The following is a 19,535-nucleotide window of genomic DNA, read 5'->3' as shown; positions in this document are numbered from 1 at the left end:
AGGGGATGGTCCGCGCCAATGTGGCGCATGCAGCATTTAATCTTAAATGGTCTGCCACGCAACTTCCTTGCCATTCGGCAAACCCATCTTAGCATCGACGCGTGATAGCGATTGCAACAGCGAGTCAGAAAGGCGGCGTGGGTAAAACCACGTTGTGCATCAACCTCGCCTATTCACTGGCGCGGCGAGGCTGGCGTGTGCTCCTGATAGACACTGACCCGCAGGGCGGCGTGGGGCTGTCACTGGCAAAAAGCACCAAGGCACGGGAGGGCTTCCATGAGTTTCTCGTCCGTGGCGGAGACCTGGGAAAAATGGTGGTGGCGACCCGGCTGCCGGAGCTGGAAATCATGCCTGCCGGTCAGTATGACAACTGTGCCAGGCAGGGCTGGGCGGAGAGTGAGGTGCCGACGCGGCTGGCCGACCTGCTGCGCAGCGCCGAACTGCGCGGGGTGGACATTGTGCTGATGGACACGGCCGCCGGAATGAGCAGCACCACGGAGTCTGTGGTGAAGGCTTGTGACTTTGTGGTGCTGCCCCAGCAGGCTGAGCCTCTGGCGATTCGCAGTGTTCCGCATCTGCTGGAGACGCTGGCCCGGTTTCGTGCGGAAGGTGCCGGTGTACGCGTCGCGGGAATTTTGCTCACCATGGTGATGCGGGAAAACGAAATGAGCCTGAAGGTGGCGCGGGAGTTGCGGGACATGCTGCCTGCCAACCTGATGTTTCAGCAAAGCATTCCCCGGCTGGCCTCCTTTCTCGAAGCGAGCGCGCTCGGGGTGCCTGTGGCTTTGACACGGCGCAATCCGCCGCCGGAGGCTCTGATTTTTGACCAGATCGCCGCTGAGCTTGAGCAGCGCGCCGGGTTGAGCCACGAAAGAGAAAGGGAGCATGGCCATGCAAGTCTCATGGATTGATGCTGACCGGATCAAGGCGCTGGTGGCGCAGATAGCTCCCATGGAGACCTCTCCCGTGGAGTCATCTGCTGTCCTGGAGCTGGATACGACCCCCGAAAAACTGCCGGCGAGTGCTGCCGAGGCCTGGGGGTTTGCCATGGACAGACCTGAGCGGCCTGCAAGACCGGCGGCTGCCGCCTTGCTGCCTGAGGCTGTGCCAGATGAGCCCGAGCCTCTCCCAGAATTGAGGAGCGAAGTGCATGAGGAGGGGCCTGTGCTCCCCCCCTCCACTGCAGCTGTTGCGCTGCCCCTGAGCCGGATCCGTGACAAATTGCGCGCGATTCGTCAGCACGCGGCAGATGCCGGCATCCTGACGCGCGTGGGTGATGCAGTACCACAAGAGCCCATCTTGAACGGAAAAAAGACCGTGGTGGCTCCGGGATTGCAGGAAAAATGGGAGTCGAGCACGAGGGGGGATTTACCCGAAGAAGCCGTGACCGATGAGTCGCCGGAGCGCGCTGGCATGGCACTGCAGCGGCCCAGATTTGAAATTCCGCCAGGACCGCGTTCGACGCGGCTGGCTGCATTTGCCGGCTGGGCGCGGCAAGTGCTTCAGGAGGATGGCGGGCAGATGCTTGTCATGAGTGATGATGGTGAAGTCCTCTGGGGTGGGGAGGCGAAAGCCGGTCTGGTGCTTTCCACCATGATGGCCTGGGGGGCTGCGCTACGGGCGAATGCAACGTCCGCGTGTGCTCCTCCTCCGCTGATCCACCAGCCGCTGGCGTCTGGGAATGTGCTTACCGTCATACCGTGTGAAACAACGATCGGCATAGTGCACGCCGCGGTGGCCGCGCCCGCCGGGCTCAGTCATGAGCAGGCCGGAGCCATTCGGGGCGCGCTCTGCACGGCCATGAACTGAAGGGCTGCTTTTCCGTCAGGAGCAGCTACTTTTTGAAAAGCGCCAGTTCGTTGATTCCCCAGACGGTGCCGGACGGGGCGAGCTGAGTGATGCGCACAAACCGGCCTTTCAGAGGTGCTTTGAAAATGATCTCGGTCACAGCGCTCCCATCTCCCTGGGCGGCAGGAGTCCAGGCTGTGCCATCTGTTGATACCTCGACTTTGTATTTGCGAGGGTAGTCCTGAATGCTGGCCATGCTGTCGAGGGCGAGGCCGGCGATATTTTCTTCGTTGGGGAGTTCGACCGTGAACCATTCGCCGCCTTTGGTGGCCGCCCCCGTGGCCCAGCGGGAGCCGGTGTTGCTGTCCACTGCTTTGGAGCAGTCTTCCTTCTTGAGGCTGGCGCTTAGCTTCCAGGCGCTGCGCGGTTCGATCCAGGCCAGTTTGGTCCTGATTCTTGTGTTGAGCGGCGGCGGCGGGGTGAGGAAATAGTAATCACGCACGCGGCCGTCGATGAGCTGCGCCTGGTCGGGTTTCAAGATCACGGAATATACAAAGAGCTCGGCCAGATAGCCGCTGAACTGATCCTGCGGGCTGACGTTGTCTCCAGTGCTGTCTTTGCCCCGGCCGATCAGCAGCCAGTTCAGGGGCTTGGCAGGAGCGGTGGACTTGCCGTCCGAGGAGGCGAAGGCCTTGCCGTCTGCATCGCGTGCGCGGAGTTCCACGACGCCAGACCCGGCGTTCCAGGTGATGAAGGCCAGGGTGGCCAGGGTGCCATTCACATCTTTGGAGGTCAGCGTGGGGCTGCCGCCTGCGTTTTTCACTTCCGCGACGAGGTTTTTGTCTGCATCCACCAGCAGTGACACTGTGGTCCCATCGTCGTTGCCGAGGGTAAACACGCGCATGGGCAGCTTGGTGGCATCGGCCTGGAATGCGACGACGGCCGTCAGCCCTTTTTCGTTGGGTACACCGGTCTCCTTGGTGCCGAAGGGCATGCTTTGCGTTTCGCTGCCGGTGTCATCCAGTTCCAGGATGCAGGGTTTGCCATTACGAGAGTGGAAATCGAGCACGACTTTGCCCGGCTTGGGGCTGCCCCCTTTGGCGACTTCCGGCCAGTTCGCGCGCTTGGGGGCATAATCTGCGCTTTTTTGATAGCTTCGCAGGATGTTGTCGCCACCGCGTTCGGAAATGTCATGCCATTCCACCACCGGCTCGTTTGGGTTGGCCTGGGCGGGTTTGCCATCTTCGCCTTTGCGGTTGGTCAGGTTGCCGGTGTTGCCAACATAGAAGAGGGCGATTCCCCGGTCCACAGGGGGGAATGCACGGTCTTGCGGGAGCTGAAAGCTTGTCTTGGGCGGGTTGTTCGAAATGCCAATGGCCGAAAGCGCCGATTGGTTGGATGAGGACGGGGCGGATTTTTTGCCGAACAAAAAGCAGCCGCCGATGCCCAGCACAATCACGCCGCCGCCGATGATCGCGATCTGTTTGACCAGCTTCGCGTTTGTCTGAAGAAAGGAGGCCGAAGATGATGAGAGAGGTACGGATGGCTGGCGATGCTGCACCGTGGAGCGCCCGGTCACCGGCCGACGTGGTGCTGGGGCCAGCGGCGTCGTGATGGCGGCGAGTTCAACCACCGGCTGGGCTTCGGGTACGATCTCCACCGGTATGGCTTCGGCCACTGGCTCCGCATAGTAGGGCTGCGCCTGAACTTCAGGAGGGGCGTAGTAGCCGGTGAGAGGCACTGTGCCTGTGCCTGGGGGCATGCCTGGCGGCATGTAAACGGGCGGCGGTGCGTACATGCCCATCCAGGGGCCGTAGGGCACCATCGTGGGCATTTTTTCCCAGGCGCGGAATTCTTCGATGGCCTGCTGTGCATTGGCCGGGCGGTCATCAGGCTTCTGGGCCATGAGTCGGGCACACCAGGCTCCCAGCCATTGCGGCACATGCGGGGCGATCTCATGCAGCGGCACCAGGAGGTGATCGATGTGCTTGTCGATCACCTCCGCCATGGAACTGCCGTCGAAGGCCTTTCTGCCGGAAAGCGCTTCGTAGAACACGCAGCCGAGCGAATAGAGGTCGGTGCGCTCGTCCACGGGTTCGCGGGTGAGCTGTTCGGGCGCCATGTAATAGATGGACCCCATCACCGTTCCTTCCTGGTCCTCGGTCTGCTTGCGTGCGCGCAGGCCTGCACGTGCCAGGCCAAAGTCGATGATTTTTGCCTGCATGCGGCCGCCGGGCAGGCGCTCCACCTTGATGTTTTCGGGCTTGATGTCCCTGTGAAGGATGTGGTGCTGATGGGCCGCCAGAAGGCCTTCGAGAGTCTGCGAAGCCAGCTCTTTGAAATCGTCGTAAGGCAGCGGGCCGCGAGCGACGACATCCGCCAGGTCTTCACCCTGCAGCAGTTCCATCACCATGAACAGGCCCTCATCGTCGCTCGCCACATCAAAGATGGTCACGATGTTCGGGTTGCGCAGCGAGGCCAGCGCGTCTGCCTCGCGCCGGAGCTCGGAGGCGACGTTTTTGTCAACGTCGGCCTCATTGGCGGTCAGCAGCCGTTTGACGGCGACCCAGCGCTTCAACTGGCTGTCATAAGCGCGGAAAACGGCTCCAACGCCGCCCATGCCGAGCTTTTCATATATTTTATATCGTTCCGCCATCCGGGGTTAAGCGCTTGAAAAATAGGACGAACGGAAGGAAAGCCCATGACTCGCCCCTTTGGCAAGCGGGATATTCCACGAAAATGCTTATGAGCACTTTCTGCTCCGCCTTTGACAAAACGTGGCTGTGGCGGCACACTGCGTCCCCCTTGTCATTCATGGCTGGGGCGAATCAACCCCTGCTCAGCATCTTGAAAAACGTTCTTTTTGTCTGCACCGGCAACACCTGCCGCAGCCCGATGGCGGAGGCGCTTTTTCGTGACCTGGTCAGAGAGCGCGCCGACTACCAGGTGGCCAGTGCGGGAGTGGCGGCGGCTCCAGGAATGCCAGCCAGCAAGCACACGGCGGCATTGCTGAAAGAGCGCGGGATTGATCTTTCCAGCTTTCAGAGCCGCATGCTGGACCGGCAGACGCTGGCGCAGGCCACGCATGTCTTTGCCATGTCCTCTCACCACATGGCTGCGATTGTGGATGAGTTCCCTGAAGAGGCGGACAAAGTTTACCTTGTCTCCGAATTTGCCGCCGAGGACGCCCTGCGTGGCAGAGATGTTTCCGATCCTTTTGGACAGGGCCGTTCAGCGTATGAAGAGACGCTGCGCAGCCTGGAAAAAATGCTGCCCAGCCTGCTCGCCTACATCGACCAGACCTGGAAGAAAAATGATGGATGACAGCAGCCTTCAGCCCATCATCTTGAGTCCCCCCCTCACCCCCCAACGCAAACAATGACCAGCACCTCCAACGGCATCCTCCCTCATAAACTCGCCATTGCCTCTGACCACGGCGGTGTGGAACTGAAAAATGCCGTCGTTGCTCACCTGAAAACCGCCGGTTATGGCGTGGAGGATCTCGGGGTGCATTCGCACGATTCGGTGGACTATCCCGACTACGCTGAGCTCGTTTCCGAAAAGGTTCTTTCCGGAGCAGCTGACGCAGGCATCCTCGTCTGCACCACGGGCATCGGCATGTGCATCGCCGCCAACCGCCACGTCGGCATCCAGGCCTCTCTGGTGGGCGATGCCCAGACTGCCGCCATCACCCGTGAGCACAACAACTCCAACGTGCTCTGCCTCTCCGGTAAAAACACCCCTGAGGCCACGGCCATGGAGATCGTGGACGCCTGGCTCAAAACCCCCTTTGCCGGTGGCCGTCATGGCCGCCGGGTGGATAAAATGAACGCACAACCTCACCCCCTCGACATCCTGGAGGCCAGCGACTCCGCCGTGGCCGAAATCATCCGCGGCGAGCAGCATCGCCAGCAGGACCACATTGAACTTATCGCGAGTGAGAACTTCACGAGCAAGGCCGTCATGGCCGCCCAGGGCAGCTGCCTCACCAACAAGTATGCTGAAGGCTACCCCGCCAAGCGCTGGTACGGTGGTTGTGAGGAAGTGGACAAGGTGGAGCAGCTGGCCATCGACCGCGCCTGCCAGCTCTTTGGTGCCAAGTATGCCAACGTGCAGCCGCACTCCGGTTCCCAGGCCAATGCCGCTGTCTATTTCAGCGTGCTCCAGCCCGGAGACAAGGTGCTGGGCATGAACCTGGCCCACGGCGGTCACCTCACCCACGGCAATCCGGCCAACTTCTCCGGCCGCTTCTACCAGTTCTGCCAGTACGGCGTCAGCGCCACGGACGATCGCATCAACTACGATGAACTCGCCGAAGTGGCACTGCGTGAGAAGCCCAAGATGATCACGGCCGGTGCCAGCGCCTACCCGCGCATCATTGACTTCAAGAAGATGAGCGAGATCGCCAAGAGCGTGGGTGCCTATCTCTTTGTGGACATGGCCCACATTGCCGGTCTCGTGGCCGGTGGCGCGCATCCTTCCCCCATGGAGTATGCCGACTTCGTCACCACCACCACACACAAGAGCCTTCGTGGTCCGCGTGGCGGCATGATCCTCACCAACAACGAGGAGCTCTTCAAAAAGATCCAGAGCCAGGTCTTCCCAGGCGTGCAGGGCGGCCCCCTCATGCACGTCATCGCCGCCAAGGCCGTCTGCTTCGGTGAGTGCCTCAAGCCTGAGTTCAAGGACTACACCGCCCAGGTCGTCAAAAACGCCCAGGCGCTGGCCGCTGCTCTCATCGAGCTGGGCTACCGCATCACCAGCGGTGGCACGGACAATCACCTCATGCTCGTGGACCTCCGCCCGAAAGGCCTCAACGGCAAGATCGCCAGCGAGACCCTCGACAAGGCCGCCATCACCGTGAACAAGAATGGCATCCCCTTCGACACCGAGAAGATCACCCTCGGCGGCGGCATCCGCGTCGGCACCCCGGCCGTGACCACCCGTGGCATGAAGGAAGCTGACATGAAGCAGATCGCCGCCTGGATCGACCGTGCTCTTTCCAATCGTGAAAACGACGCCGTCCTGGCCGAGATCCGCAAGGAAGTCAGCGAGGCGAACAAGCGTTTCCCTCTGCCCTGATAGGCTGGAAAAGATGACATGGGCAGCAAGCACCGCGGTGCTTGCTGCCTTTTTCTTTTGGGCGAACGTGACCCGAATGAAAACTGAGCTGGTTTCGGACGAAGAGATCCATGCATTCACCGAAACATCTCACACCATCTCCGAAGATGAGTTTGACGTGTTTTACAATGCGGTCAGGGATTATCTCGAGACACAGGGGAGTTTCTGCGAGGGAGGGCTTGAAGAAGCAGATTTTTCTTCAAGCCGCTGGGTGGATCCTGTATCCACACTTACCGTGGTTTCGAGCGTTACGGTCACTCAATCAATGGCCGAAGGGCTCCTTCGAGAGCTGATGAAACTCAAGAAGCCTCATGTCGTTGTTTTTGACGGTGGCATCGAAACTTCATGTGTCACATCCGATGGCCGCTTTTTGAAGTCGCAGCATTGATCAAGGTTTCCCTGAAGGCTTCCAGTCACCTTCTTTCGCTTCGCGAACATCCAGGGTTTCGATGCCCGGGTTCGTGAAGCGGATGCGGCGCTGCTTGTAGAGCGCGCCAAGCGCCTGCTTGAAGGCTTTCTTGCTGGCCTCAAAGTGGCTGCGAATGACTTCCGGCGGGCTGTCATCGTCATAGGGGAGCTTGCCGCCGTTGTTCTTGAGAGCTTCGAGAATCCGGTCCGTCAGTGAAGCCACACGCTGGTAGCCTGAGGCATCCAGGCTGAGGTCGATCTTGCCTCCCGGATGGACGGCGCTGACGAAGCCGTTGATCTTCTGCCCGACCTGCAGCGGGGCACCGATGTTGGTGTGATAGAGCAGACCAAGGTGAGTGCCCGCCACGATCGCGTTGTAGCCCAGCGGTGTGCGGGCGGTGATCAGCAGGGGGACTGGCTGTGCTGGTTTGAATGGCGGGCGCTCGCGGCTCAGATGGCGGTTTAGCCGCGTGGTGGCGATGATGCGGTCTGTTTTTTCGTCGAGCATGATGTAGGCGACGACCTTGTCACCGACGTAAACCTGCTCCGCCTGCTCACGGAAAGGCAGCAGCAGATCCTTGAGCAGGCCCCACTTTAAAAACGCTCCGATGTTGCGGTTCACACTCACGACTTCCAGGGTGGCGAATTCACCCACCATGGCAAAAGGCTGCTCCGTGGTGGCCACGAGCCGGTCTTCGGAATCGCGGTAGATGAACACATCGAGCGAATCGCCAAGGCTGGTGCCCTTGGGGATGTAGCGGTTCGGCAGCAAAATTTCGCCATGCTCGCCCCCGTCCAGGTAAACGCCATGCGGCGTGCTGTGTAGTACGATGAGTGAGTTGCGTCTGCCAATCTGAGCCATGATGCCCAGACTAGACGCGGCTGCGGATCAATCCAGCGACTACTTCACCTTCAGCACAACCAGCTTTTCCGCATCCCGGGCAAACAGCAGGCCGTTGGAGAAAGCATCATGGCTGCGGTGCCCTGCCCGTGTGATCTGGCTGCGCTGCAGGAGGTTGAATTTTTTGGGGTCGGCGGTGAAGATCAGCAGCTCACCGGCTTCGCTGTGCAGCAGGATTTGGTCACCTACCAAGATTAGAGTGCCGCCCTGCAGGTGGTCAGGCGCTTCCCAGGCCACCTTGCCATCGGCCACGGAGATGCAGCGCAATGTCATGCCGGTCTCCTGGCGCCCGTGCAGACCATACACATGCCCGGCGTGGTAAATGGGGGTGGTGTAATGGCAGTCCAGCGCGTCGGCTTTTTTCCACACGCCGGTCAGGACGTGTTCAGACTTGTTCCACTGCCAGAGGCCGGCCCCCACGTCATAGGCGGCGCTGAAAAACAGCCTGCCATTCTCACAGGGCACCGGGGCGGAGGCGTTGACGGAGGCGTCGATGCGGGCGCGGAAAGGTTCATTGGCCAGCACCTTGCCGTCGTTGCTCTGCAGCAGGAGGATGCCGCTGCGGGTGAAAAAGGCGCATACCCCCGGATCTTCAGGGAGCAGCACGGGGGAAGAATAGCTCGCCTCATCTTCGCCGGCCTGCCAGAGCAGTTTGCCCGTCGCCAGATCCAGCGCGATGATGCCTGCACCGCCTTTGGAATTTCTGCCCCCCACATTGAGGAGCACCTTGCCGTTCGTCACAAGCGGGGAGCAGGCACGGCCAAAGTAGCCCTGCGGCGATTCGAGCTCGGCGACGGTGTCATAGCTCCAGAGCTCCCGGCCGGTTTCGAAATCGAGCGCCTGCACCATGCCCTCAGGGCCGTGAGTGATGACTTTGCCTGCGGAAATGCATGGCACAGCCCGTGGGCCGTTGTCGAAGCCAAAGCTGTCGCGGTAGCTGGTGGGGCAGGCATGCTTCCAGAGCGGTTTGCCATCTGCGGCTGCCAGAGCTTCGGTGATCACCTCGCCCCCTACACGATGAGTCACGATCACGCGGTTGTTGCTGACGACGGCTCCGGCATGGCCGCTGCCCAGCATGCGCTTCCAGATGATCTCTGGCTCTGTGCTGCCAGTGACCGGCGCCTCGTCAGTGGCGGTGCAGTTTCGCTGCGGACCCAGGAACTGCGGCCAGTCGCCCGCCTGCAGGGTGGTTAACGCGCAGAAAATGAGCAGGAGCGGGCGCATGGCAAAGAGGGGGGGATTAGCTGACGAGGGAGAGGTTGGGGTCCACATCCGCCTCCAGGGGAGAGGTGTGACCAGTGCTGAAACGCTGCGACGCGGCAAATGCGATCATGCCGGCATTATCTGTGCAAAGATCCGGCCTGGCCAGCAGCAGTTGCAGGCCTGCTTTGGCGCTGCGCGCTGCAAGTGCGGCTCGCAGTCCCCGGTTGCAGCTGACGCCGCCGCTGACCGCCAGGGTTTTCTCGCCGCATTGCTTTGCCGCCAGCAGCAGCTTTTCGACCAGCACCTCAATGATCGCCGCCTGCACGCTGGCGCAGAGATCTGCCAGCACCTGCTCGTTTTTCAGATCCAGGCGCGGCAGCTCATAAAGCACCGCAGTCTTCAGGCCGCTGAAGCTGAACTCCAGGCTGCGACCGTCCAGGAAGCTTCTTGGAAAGGCAAAGGCCTCTGGATTGCCGCGGGCGGCCAGCTTGTCGATCTCCGGGCCGCCGGGGTAGGGGAGGCCGATCATTTTGGCCACTTTGTCAAAGGCCTCGCCGGCGGCATCATCCCGGGTGCGGCCCAGCAGTTCGTAGCGACCAACACCGTGCACGCGCACCAGCATGGTGTGGCCTCCGCTGACGATGAGCGCCACGCAGGGGCGCACAGGACCGTTTTCGCCCATGAAAGGAGAGAGCAGATGGCCCTCCATATGGTTTACGGCAATGAAGGGCTTGTCTTCCGCAATGGCCAGCGCCTTGGCCATCGAGGTGCCGATGAGCAGTGAGCTGACCAGTCCCGGGCCGCTGGTGGCTGCAAAAGCGGCCATGTCACCGAGTGTTTTTCCGGCATCTGCCAGCACCTGCTGCACCAGCGGGCGGGCATGCAGAATGTGATTGCGAGAAGCCACCTCTGGCACGACCCCGCCATACTGGCGGTGGATTTCAATCTGCGAGGAGATGCGGCTCGCGATCAGTTCGCCCCTCAGCGTGCAGATGGCTGCAGCGGTCTCATCGCAGGAGGATTCTAGGGCGAGCAGGCAGTCTGGCATGGTGCTGCATCCATGAAGTGAAAAACGGGGGAAGGCATCAGGAATTCGGTGCCAGGGGAACAAAAAACCGCCGTCCTCCGGTTGGGTGGGGGACGGCGGCTTGGATGAGTGCTTGTGACCGTCTTTGCAGTCGGCCTTCGCTTTGGCGTTGCACTTCGCACATGCCTTCTTAGCTGGGACAGGATGCATGAAGCATCACGGACGCAGCGACAGAACAGTGGCAAGACGGATCATGAAATGATCAGACGCAAGTCGGACAATCAGCCGCTCTAAGCGGCGGAATGCTTACTTGCCGCTGTGCACTGGTGGCGGCGGAGGAGGAGGAGCAGGCTGCTGGCAGGCGGACAGGACGGCGGAAGCCGCGATGAGGGTGAGGATAGCGATTTTCATGTGTGTGGGTGTTAACCAGTTTGTTAAGCATCCCATCCACCAGACTCCTGGCAGCGGGATTTTTCGAAACTAACGACAACTTCTGTTTTTGCAAATATCCAAATGCATTCTCTGCGAAAACTCGCATAAAAGAGTAGTAACACGGAAACTTGGGACTACCAGAATGTCAGTCTTCATGATGGGGGACATTACCCGTAAGGTCCGCTCTCCCCCAGCCCGTAAGCCATGCCCATGACTTCGCCGTCATCTTCTGAAAACAAGATGCGCAGAGGACGGCAGCATATCTCGCAGTCGTAGTCCACATCACATGGCACTTCATCATAGGACGGCGCAGGAACTTCAAATTCCTGGAAGCAGCTCGGGCAGGTGACAGGCGTGGTATGCATCACATGCAGGGTAACGCGCCAGACGGTGCCTGTGTACGCAGCTTTGTCATCGGAGGAATGCGGGGCGCGGGCGGCCTCTTTATTTCAGTCCTGATAGATACGAAACCACATCCGCCGCCTCCTGTTCCGTCATGCTTTGCAGCAGCCCTTCCGGCATCAGCGAGGAGGGCTGTGACTGCTGGCTTTGGATTTGATCCTGGGCAATGGCCTGCGGCTGGCCGCCGGGAAGTTTCATGGTGGTGGAGCCACCGTTGGAGCGGGTGATGAAACCTGTCTGCACACGCCCGTCCTTCAAGGTGACGACCCAAGTCTCGTAGCCTTTGGCGATGACCTTCGATGGCTGCTTCAGGCTTTCGAGGATTTGCTCGCGCGTGAGCCGTGCCCCGACCTTGCTCAGGTCGGGGCCGAAATCATGGCCGCTGCCGTTGATGATGTGACATGCGAAGCACGCGGCCATTTTGCCGGTCATGCTCAGGAGCTCGCCGCCCCGTTTTGCGTTCCCTTGGACGGCGAGAAGTTTCTTCACGTCGAAGTTCATGCCCAAAGTTTTGACCCGCTGATCCGGTGGCAGAAAGCGCTCAAACAGGGAGGTGATGTTCGGGTCACCGCTTGCCATCGCTGCTTTGATGGCGGCTGCCCGCCGCGGCTGCGGGATTTGTTCATTGGACACCGCCATCATCAAATGAGTCGGAGAACTTCGGAACCAGTGCAGGGGATCCGCATGGATTCGATGTTCGTTTTCCGGATGTCTGCCAGAGAGCAGCTCGGCCTCATGCTCTGAGTCTCCTTTCTGCAGCATGTCCTCTTTGCTGACATAGCTTTCTGCGGGGCCTTTCTTGGGGGAAATGCCCGAGATCCATTCCCACAGCAGCTTCAGGCCAGCGGGGTCGGGATCACGTGCGCCGATCATCGGCATGTGGCCGCTGCCAGTCCGCGCCACACGCTGAAAAAGGATGCTGCGGTGAGGGGCCCATGGGTAGATCACGGCGGGATCGCTGATGCCAAAGTCTCCTCGGGTCGGCTTTTCATAGACCGTCATCGTTTCGGCCGTGGGCAGGTCAAAGTTCAGCATCAGCGGCACGCTGCCCCCACCATGGCGGCGGTGGCAGTGCGCGCAGTTGGCATGCAGCCAGGAGCGCGCGCGGGTTTCCAGAGGGGGCTTCGGATCATGGCTGGAGACGAGGTGAGCAGGCTGCCATTCAGTGAAGGGGCCGTCAAAGAGCTCAGATACATCGGCTGGCTCTTTGCCGGCGATGCGGACGAGCTGGTCGGGCTGAAAACCCAGGGTGAAGCCGCTCCAATTGGTGTGGCAGCGTGCGCACTCGCCACGGCTGTGGATACGCCAGGGCTGCTTTTGCACGGTGAATTCCTCGCCATCTGCTTTCACCAGTTCGGCATCCGTGCCTTTCTCATTCCAGCGGTAGGAGTAGCCGTTCCAGGTCTCGCCGTCGAAATGTAAAACCTGCGTCTCGATGCGCTGCTGCGTGGCCGGCCAGGTGATGGTGCGGGCGAGCACGGAGTCGGCGGGCCATTCGACTTTGTAGTTCGGTTTGGCGGGGGGGCCGCCACGGGTCGTCTTGATACGGCTGCTTTGTGGAAGCGCAATGAAGCGCGTGGCGGTGGCGCCGTCCTGCCACATGGGTTCGGCGATCTCAAAGGGCAGCACACCTGCTGCGGGTGTTTGAGAGGCGGTGTCCTTAAACAAGCCTGTCTCGCTGAGCTTGTGTGGGAACTGGCTCGGCTTGGCGACCGAGGGATTCGGTGCCAGACGGTAGATGCGCGTGTCCTTCTCCCAGTTCATCCAGTACAGCTCGCCGTCTTCACTCTGGCCAAAGGTCACAATCTTGTGCGGCGTATCGGCGATCTCCTCGCGTCGCGTCACCTGTTTGCCGTCATGCCAGAGCGCCCAGATTTTGCCCGTCTCGTAGTCGCCGTAGATGTAGGCATCCTTCAGCTCCGGAAAGCGGTTGCCATGGTACACATAGCCGCCGGTGATGCTCGCGGCCTCCGTGTGCGGATGTGCAGCCACAGGCGGGATGACGGGCTCAGGGCGCTGAGTCTCGGGCTTGATCGGCTGGCTCGCCTCGTAGGCGCTCCAGCCGTGGTTCCCGCCGCGCTGCACCAGGTGGATCATTTCCCACAGCTCCCAGCCGACATCGCCACACCAGAGGCGGCCCTTGCCGTCAAAGCTGATCTTCCAGGGATTGCGAAAACCGAAGGCCCATATCTCCGGCATGGCGTTGGGCGTTTTCAAAAACGGATTGTCCGGCGGGATGGCATAGGCTTGGCCGTTTTCTGTGCGGTCCACGTCAATGCGCAGGATGGAGGACAGCAGGTCGCTGATGTCCTGCCCGGTGTTCAGCGGATCGGGTGGCGAGGGCACCTCGGAGTCGCCGGTGGAGATGTAGAGCATGCCATCGGGGCCGAACTGCAAAGACGCTCCGTTGTGCCCGCCGCTGCGCCACGTCAGCAGCACGGTCTCGGATGTGGGATCGAGCACCGGGGGCTCCTGCTGGCTGAGCTTGAAGCGTGAGAGCTTGGTGCCATCCGGCACTTTGTCTCCATACGCATAGCAGAGGAAGACGTGGCCGTTCTCCCGCCACTTCGGGTGGAAGGCGATGCCGTAGGCGTATTGCAGCTGCGGGTGGCCGGGTTTGAGGTCGATGAGGAGATCCTGCTGCCGGGCATCCGGTGCGTCCTTGAAGCTCCATATTTTGCCTCCCTTTTCCACGGCGATGAAACGTCGCGCGCCGGGCATGGGCACCATCTCCAGCGCCTCATGGAGGACGATGCCGGGAAAGGCCTGCTCGGGGATGCAGGGCTTTGCGGCCTCGGGTGAGCCCTGAATGCGCGAGGTTGTCCATTGCGCATGAATCGTGGTGGAAAAGGCCAGGCAGAGCAGCAGCACGCGGGTCATGGCCGCATGATGCAGGGTGGCGGCCCTTTTAGCCAAGCAGGAAATGCGGGGCACTTGCAGCTTGTGCGGCCCTGCGTGGTTTGGATAGTCTCGCCGCCATGTCCTTTTTGCTCCGCCTTCTGCTGCTCTGCCTCGCAGCCGTGTCGCTCAATGCCGCAGACAGCGAATCTCCTGTGGAACTCAGCTCCACAGCCGGTCTCCGCAGCGGCACTCTGCTGAGGGAAAAGCGCGAGGTCCGCGTGCAGGAAGGAAAAGCACGCATGGAGCCGTCGAATCCTGACAGTGGCTTTTCCTGCCGGTTTATGCAGAAGGTCAACCTGGTCCGCCGCCTGCTGGGCAGCGACTCCGAGGAGGTGCAGGTGCGCGAGATGGTCTGCGAACTGGTGAACTACAGCGGTGTGCCGCCGCCCCCCAGCGAGCAGGCCGCCCCTCTGGTGGGTAAAACCCTGCGCATGCGCAAGACCGGCGGCTCGTGGAAGGCCACCTTGACCGAGGGCAAAGCCAGCGCCGAAGAGCAAAAATTCATGGCCGATCTGGCTTTCACCCGGCTGCTGCTGGAAATTCCCGAAGCCTGCCTGCTCAATCAGACACGCAAAGCCGGAGAGGCCTGGAAAGTCGGCATCAACGAATCTGCCGGCAAGGCCTACGGAGCCGTGGTGGCCAGGGACATCGAGTGCACGCTCGTCTCCATGAATGAGCAGCCTGGCGGCCCTCTGGCCACGGTTCACCTTGCGGGCAGTTTCAGCATGCAGCGGCCCATGGGCTACCTGAGCGAGATCGAGGTCACCTTTGACGCCACCCTCGTCCGCCGGCTCTCGGACATGCTGGATCTGGACACCAGGATCTCCGGCCAGCTGAAGCTCGTCGGCATCGTCAAAGACAAGGCGGGAAAACCGGTCCGGCTGATCCAGGAAATGCCCTACACCCTGACCCGCTCAATGGCCCCGGAGCGCAAACAGGCCCCGTAAACCCGGCAAAAAAACGTCATTCATATTCGACATTCGCCAATCTTTCTCCTTCTTCCCCGCCTCAACTCAACCACACCCTACGTTCATGCCACGCCCCGTCACCCTCTTCACCGGCCAGTGGGCCGATCTTTCCTGCGATACCATGATCCAGAAGGCCAAGGCCTTCGGCTATGACGGTGTCGAACTCGCCTGCTGGGGCGACCACTTCGAAGTGGACAAGGCAGACCAGGCCTACTGCGACGCCAAGCGTGCCAAGCTGAAGGCCGCCGGCATGCAGTGCCACGCCATCTCCACCCACCTCGTGGGCCAGGCCGTGTGCGACAACATCGACCCCCGCCACGCGCAGATCCTGCCTCAGCACATCTACGGCGACGGCAATCCTGAAGGTGTGCGCCAGCGCGCCGCTGAGGAGCTCATCAAGACCGCTCACGCCGCCAAGCGCTTTGGCGTCAGCGTGGTGAACGGCTTCACCGGCAGCAGCATCTGGCATCTCGTCTATTCCTTCCCGCCGAATCTCCCAGGGCAGATCGACGCAGGCTACAAGGACTTCGCCAAGCGCTTCACCCCCATCTTCGACGAATACCAGAAGCTCGGCATCCGCTACGCGCTGGAAGTGCACCCCACGGAAATCGCTTTCGACATCGCCAGCGCCGAGCGCGCCCTCCAGGCAGTCGATTACCACCCCGCCTTCGGCTTCAACTTCGACCCCAGCCACTTCGGCTACCAGGGTGTGGACTACATCAAGTTCATCTACAAGTTCAGCGACCGCATTTTCCACGTGCACATGAAGGACGTGGCCTGGGGCATCGGTGACGGCACAGCCGGCGTCTTCGGCGGCCATGTGGACTTCCACAAGCCCAGCCGCTACTGGGACTTCAAGTCCGTGGGCCGTGGCAACATCAACTTTGAGCGCATCATCCGCGCCCTCAACGACATCGACTACGGCGGCCCGCTGAGCGTCGAGTGGGAAGACGGCGCCATGGACCGCGAGTTCGGCGCCGCCGAATCCGCCGCCTTCGTGAAGAAGATCGACTTCCCGCCGAGCAAGATCATCTTCGACGCGCAGTTCGCCGAGAACAGCAAGTAATGCGACCGCGCACTCTGCGCGCACCTGCTGCAACCTTGAACGGCCCGGGAATTATCCCGGGCCGTTCTAGTTTTGTCGGCCCAGACGCTGCAATCGAGTGGCGTTCGCTCCTAAGATGCGATTTCCAGGACTCAAAAGGCTGTAACCTTCCAACACAGACCCCGTTGGTACATGGGCAAACTGTCGGCCAATCAGGCCGCAGTTGCAGATGAATCTGACCACGCCCATGAAGACCCAACTGATCACCGTCGTCGTCGCAGCGCTCTTTCCGTTCACACTCCTTGCCCAGGAGCCGTCCAAGGCTTCCGGGCCGGATGCGAAAATCATCGCGAAACTCACCGAGCTTGTTCAAATCCGGGAGCAGCAGGTCGAAATCGAGCAGGCTTTGTACAAATCGGGCCGGGCTTCTGCGGAGAATGGAGCCGGGGTGGAGGCGGCCCAGGTGGAGCTGGCGGAGGCACGGGTGGATCTTGCTCTCGAACAGGGAGTGAGGGAGGCTCTGATCACCGCGCTGCAGGGGCTGGTGGCGGCGAACGAACAGCGGGTGGAATGGGCCATACGCATGAAGGAGCTCGCACGTGCATCAGACGTCGGAGTCAAGCAGGCGCAGGCAGAGCTGCTGAAGGCGCAGGTGCGCCTGCTGCGGGCGCAGAAGTGATTCACTCCACCGCCTTCCGCAGCTCCATCACCGTGTTGATGATGTGCTCCTCCGTCTTGTCGCTCCAGCGCGTGGGGTGGCTGCCGTAGATCATGGCGCCGCCGCCTTCGTAGCCGCCCTCCTGCCAGATGCGCAGGCTGGGGATGTAGGCCATCACGTCATTGGTGTAGCCGCTGATCCAGACGATGGGATCCTTGAGGTCCTGCTTGAGGCGGAGCGAGTAGTCCACCACCACCTCACCGCCGAGCGTGACCCAGGTGAGGTCATTGCCCAGGCGCAGCACCTGCACTGGATAGGGGTAGGTCGTGGGTAGGGCACCTTCATCGGCCATGCGCTGCAGGATGCGTGTGCCATGCCCGACCAGGTATTTGTTCGTGGACTTCTGCTCTTCGAGCAGCTGCTCGCGTGTGGGCAGCTTGTCATAGGCCAGCGGGATCTCGCGATACGCGGCACGGATGGTGCCCTTGAGTCGCTGCATGTTCGTCTCCAGCGCAGCCTGCACGGAGGTGGCGAGAGATTTGCCGTGCGTTTGCGCCAGCTCCATCGTCTTGCGCGGGTAGGGGTTCTGGTCGCCGCTGCAGCCGTTGGCAAACATGGCGACGGCATCGGGGTGCGCCTTTTCGATCTCCTGCTGCGCATAGCCTGCGTAGTCGCCGCTGAACTTCTGGTGCCCGAGCACGGTGCAGTGGCAGGCGTAGCCAAAAATGATGGCGATGTCCTTGCCCTCTGCCGTGCTGGCTCGCAGCACAGGCACGGTTTGGTCCACCGGTCCTTTTGGATTCGGAAAGTTGTTCCACCCGCCTTTGCCATCCGGTGTGCGGCGGTTCATCGAGACCCCGCAGCGTGCCGTGCTGTAGTCCAGATGCGCGGGCACGGATTTCTCCATAGCCTCGCCGACGAGGCGCACCAGCGTGTCCTCCAGTTGTGCCGTGTATTCTGCGGCCTCTTTCTCGCGCAGCGCCAGATCATCCGCGCCATAGATTTTGCTCGTGCGCAGTTCGGGGCCGCTATGCGTGTGGGAGGCATTGATGGCCAGATTCGCGGGCTCGATGCCGTGCTGTTTCTTCACCCGCTCCGCCACAGCCAGGCGCAGATTTCTCGGCACGCCGATCAGGTCCATCGTGATGAGGGCAAACCGTCCACCCGTTTGATCCGTGAGCACAAAGGCCTTGGCAAACAGGTCCAGTTCCACGCCTTCAGACGGCTTGGTGCGTCCTGCATAGCCTGCCATCCACATGGGCTTCTCGGGTGTGATCTTGGCCGAGGCCGCGCCCGCCTTCCAAACGGGGGCCTCAGGTGCGGGCACAGCGGCGATGACGAAGACGGCGAGAAGGACGGGCAGCCAGAGTTTCATGCCAACTACCAAAGCCTCCAGGCGGACAATTCTTTATCGCTGCGCGCAAATATCCTGTTTCCCGCAAAGGCCGGGTGCGCCCAGGTTTTGCCAATGATCTGCCAGCGGGCCAGTTCCACGTGCTTGTCAGGCTGGAGTATGACATACACGAGTTCGCCGTCGGCATTCAGCAGTGCGGCGAGGCTGGCAGACTCCTGCATCCACACCAGGCTCATCTGCGGATTGCCGCCCTTGGGCGTCAGCGTGTTGCCATCGCTCCACAGAATCTTGCCGGTCTTGAGCTCGAAGGCCTGCAGGCCACGGCTCTTGTCGAGCATGTAAACCACACCGTCTTTAAACAAAGGAGCCGACATGAGGCCGCAGATCTCAGCCTGATTTTCCCACAACAGGTCGGCACTTTTCTCGCCGAGTTGCAGCGCCTTCGCTCCATGCCAGTAGCCCGAGACGAGCAGCATGCCGTCATGATAAAGCGGCTGCGCGATGCTGACTCCGTACGTGATCTTGTAGGGGAAGGTCCAGTTCAGCCGGCCGTTGTCCGGATCAAGGCTCTGCACGTTTTCCGGCCCCCACGCGATGAGCTGACGCGCGCCTGCATGGGTGATGATTTCCGGTGTGCAGTAGCCTGCCGGATCAGGCCCGCCGCGCCAGACTTCCTTGCCCGAGTTTTTATCCAGGGCGATCACCGATCCGGCATCCGCACCCACATGCAGCAGCACGCGGCTGCCATCGATCACCGGAGACGCCGCGAAGCCCCACTTGGGAAGCTTCGCCCCAAACGTTTGCACCGTGTCCACCTGCCAGATCACCCGGCCTGTCTCGGCCTCGAGGCAGGCAGCCACCCCCGTCGCACCCAGCGCATAAGCCTTGCCCTCGCTGATGCTGACCGAGGCACGCGGTCCGGTGCCGTACTCCATGCCGCCATAGCTCACCTCCCAGCTGTGCTGCCAGAGAGTGCTGCCGCTTTCTGCATCAAAGCACAGGACGCGCTCGATCTCTTTGGGCGTCTTGACCCGGTCCATCACATACACTTTTCCCCCGCTTGCAGTGACGCCGCCGAATCCGGCGCCGATCTCTTTTTTCCAAAGTCGTTCAGGTTCTTTTTTGGCAAAGTCAGCAGGGATGCCCTGCGGATTCCAGCGCCCATCGGCATTCGGCCCGCGCCAGCGGGGCCATTCATCAGCGGCGGACGCCACGGCCGAAATCCAAAAAAACGCCAAAATTTTCTTCATGGAGCTTCAATACGGCGCGGTCATGAAAATTTCGCAGCGCGATGTCAAGCCATGCCTCTGACAAAAGTTTTTCACAA

General features: G+C 61.1%; 16 protein-coding genes. 8 read left to right on the top strand and 8 right to left on the bottom strand.

The genetic code is table 11. The features are described 5' to 3' along the window. Positions 1 to 101 precede the first annotated feature (101 nt). A complete protein-coding gene (locus ACZ5WW_RS09125) occupies positions 102 to 911 on the top strand; it encodes a ParA family protein (protein WP_377164941.1) in 810 nt (269 codons plus the stop codon). Then, positions 886 to 1,809: a hypothetical protein gene (locus ACZ5WW_RS09120; protein ID WP_464694237.1), complete on the top strand. Its 924-nt coding sequence runs from the start codon at positions 886 to 888 to the stop codon at positions 1,807 to 1,809. Before ACZ5WW_RS09125 ends, ACZ5WW_RS09120 begins: the two co-directional genes overlap by 26 nt. Positions 1,810 to 1,834: 25 nt before the next feature. On the opposite strand, the gene ACZ5WW_RS09115 is transcribed toward ACZ5WW_RS09120, so the two are convergent. Continuing rightward, positions 1,835 to 4,444 (bottom strand): protein kinase domain-containing protein, encoded by a 2,610-nt coding sequence (locus ACZ5WW_RS09115; RefSeq protein ID WP_377164945.1) that lies wholly within the window; start codon positions 4,442 to 4,444, stop codon positions 1,835 to 1,837. Between the two features lie 191 nt (positions 4,445 to 4,635). Between ACZ5WW_RS09115 and ACZ5WW_RS09110 the strand changes: the two genes are divergently transcribed. From ACZ5WW_RS09110 to ACZ5WW_RS09100, 3 genes are read left to right on the top strand one after another with little or no spacing between them, the layout of a single operon-like run. Beyond that, the gene (locus ACZ5WW_RS09110; RefSeq protein WP_377164947.1) at positions 4,636 to 5,112 is read left to right on the top strand and encodes a low molecular weight protein arginine phosphatase; all 477 of its coding nucleotides are present in this window, start codon (positions 4,636 to 4,638) and stop codon (positions 5,110 to 5,112) included. A gap of 54 nt (positions 5,113 to 5,166) precedes the next feature. After that, positions 5,167 to 6,870, top strand: coding sequence for a ribose 5-phosphate isomerase B (gene rpiB, locus ACZ5WW_RS09105; protein ID WP_377164949.1), 1,704 nt, complete (start codon positions 5,167 to 5,169; stop codon positions 6,868 to 6,870). 13 nt (positions 6,871 to 6,883) lie between these two features. Then, the gene (locus ACZ5WW_RS09100; protein ID WP_377164951.1) at positions 6,884 to 7,297 is read left to right on the top strand and encodes a hypothetical protein; all 414 of its coding nucleotides are present in this window, start codon (positions 6,884 to 6,886) and stop codon (positions 7,295 to 7,297) included. Here the strand turns inward: ACZ5WW_RS09100 and ACZ5WW_RS09095 are convergent, their stop codons facing one another. The 5 genes from ACZ5WW_RS09095 to ACZ5WW_RS09075 all read right to left on the bottom strand — a co-directional run bounded on the left by ACZ5WW_RS09095 (position 7,298) and on the right by ACZ5WW_RS09075 (position 14,162). Then, positions 7,298 to 8,179, bottom strand: a complete 882-nt coding sequence (locus ACZ5WW_RS09095) for a CvfB family protein (RefSeq protein ID WP_377164953.1) — start codon at positions 8,177 to 8,179, stop codon at positions 7,298 to 7,300. Between the two features lie 39 nt (positions 8,180 to 8,218). After that, a complete protein-coding gene (locus ACZ5WW_RS09090; protein WP_377164955.1) occupies positions 8,219 to 9,442 on the bottom strand; it encodes a PQQ-binding-like beta-propeller repeat protein in 1,224 nt (407 codons plus the stop codon). Positions 9,443 to 9,458: 16 nt separating this feature from the next. Beyond that, the gene (gene tsaD, locus ACZ5WW_RS09085) at positions 9,459 to 10,469 is read right to left on the bottom strand and encodes a tRNA (adenosine(37)-N6)-threonylcarbamoyltransferase complex transferase subunit TsaD (RefSeq protein WP_377164957.1); all 1,011 of its coding nucleotides are present in this window, start codon (positions 10,467 to 10,469) and stop codon (positions 9,459 to 9,461) included. Positions 10,470 to 11,047: 578 nt separating this feature from the next. Further along, positions 11,048 to 11,245, bottom strand: coding sequence for a CPXCG motif-containing cysteine-rich protein (locus ACZ5WW_RS09080; RefSeq protein ID WP_377164959.1), 198 nt, complete (start codon positions 11,243 to 11,245; stop codon positions 11,048 to 11,050). A 79-nt stretch (positions 11,246 to 11,324) separates the two neighbouring features. After that, positions 11,325 to 14,162 carry a PQQ-dependent sugar dehydrogenase gene (locus tag ACZ5WW_RS09075; protein WP_377164961.1) on the bottom strand — a complete coding sequence of 946 codons (2,838 nt, stop codon included), beginning with the start codon at positions 14,160 to 14,162 and terminating at the stop codon, positions 11,325 to 11,327. A 98-nt stretch (positions 14,163 to 14,260) separates the two neighbouring features. Between ACZ5WW_RS09075 and ACZ5WW_RS09070 the strand changes: the two genes are divergently transcribed. The 3 genes from ACZ5WW_RS09070 (at position 14,261) to ACZ5WW_RS09060 (ending at position 16,875) form a co-directional block, all read left to right on the top strand. Continuing rightward, on the top strand, positions 14,261 to 15,130 hold the full coding sequence (locus tag ACZ5WW_RS09070; RefSeq protein WP_377164963.1) for a hypothetical protein: 870 nt from the start codon (positions 14,261 to 14,263) through the stop codon (positions 15,128 to 15,130). Between the two features lie 85 nt (positions 15,131 to 15,215). Continuing rightward, positions 15,216 to 16,217 (top strand): sugar phosphate isomerase/epimerase family protein, encoded by a 1,002-nt coding sequence (locus ACZ5WW_RS09065; protein ID WP_377164965.1) that lies wholly within the window; start codon positions 15,216 to 15,218, stop codon positions 16,215 to 16,217. A 226-nt stretch (positions 16,218 to 16,443) separates the two neighbouring features. Continuing rightward, positions 16,444 to 16,875, top strand: a complete 432-nt coding sequence (locus ACZ5WW_RS09060; RefSeq protein ID WP_377164967.1) for a hypothetical protein — start codon at positions 16,444 to 16,446, stop codon at positions 16,873 to 16,875. Position 16,876: 1 nt separating this feature from the next. Here ACZ5WW_RS09060 and ACZ5WW_RS09055 read toward each other — a convergent pair whose 3' ends face one another. Together ACZ5WW_RS09055 and ACZ5WW_RS09050 are read right to left on the bottom strand one after the other, a co-directional pair. After that, positions 16,877 to 18,229: a neutral/alkaline non-lysosomal ceramidase N-terminal domain-containing protein gene (locus tag ACZ5WW_RS09055; protein WP_377164969.1), complete on the bottom strand. Its 1,353-nt coding sequence runs from the start codon at positions 18,227 to 18,229 to the stop codon at positions 16,877 to 16,879. A gap of 5 nt (positions 18,230 to 18,234) precedes the next feature. Beyond that, complete coding sequence (locus ACZ5WW_RS09050; protein WP_377164971.1) at positions 18,235 to 19,458, bottom strand: PQQ-binding-like beta-propeller repeat protein; 1,224 nt, start codon at positions 19,456 to 19,458, stop codon at positions 18,235 to 18,237. Positions 19,459 to 19,535 lie beyond the last annotated feature (77 nt).

Source organism: Prosthecobacter fluviatilis (genome assembly GCF_055388355.1).
This window is presented reverse-complemented; position numbering and strand designations above follow the sequence as displayed.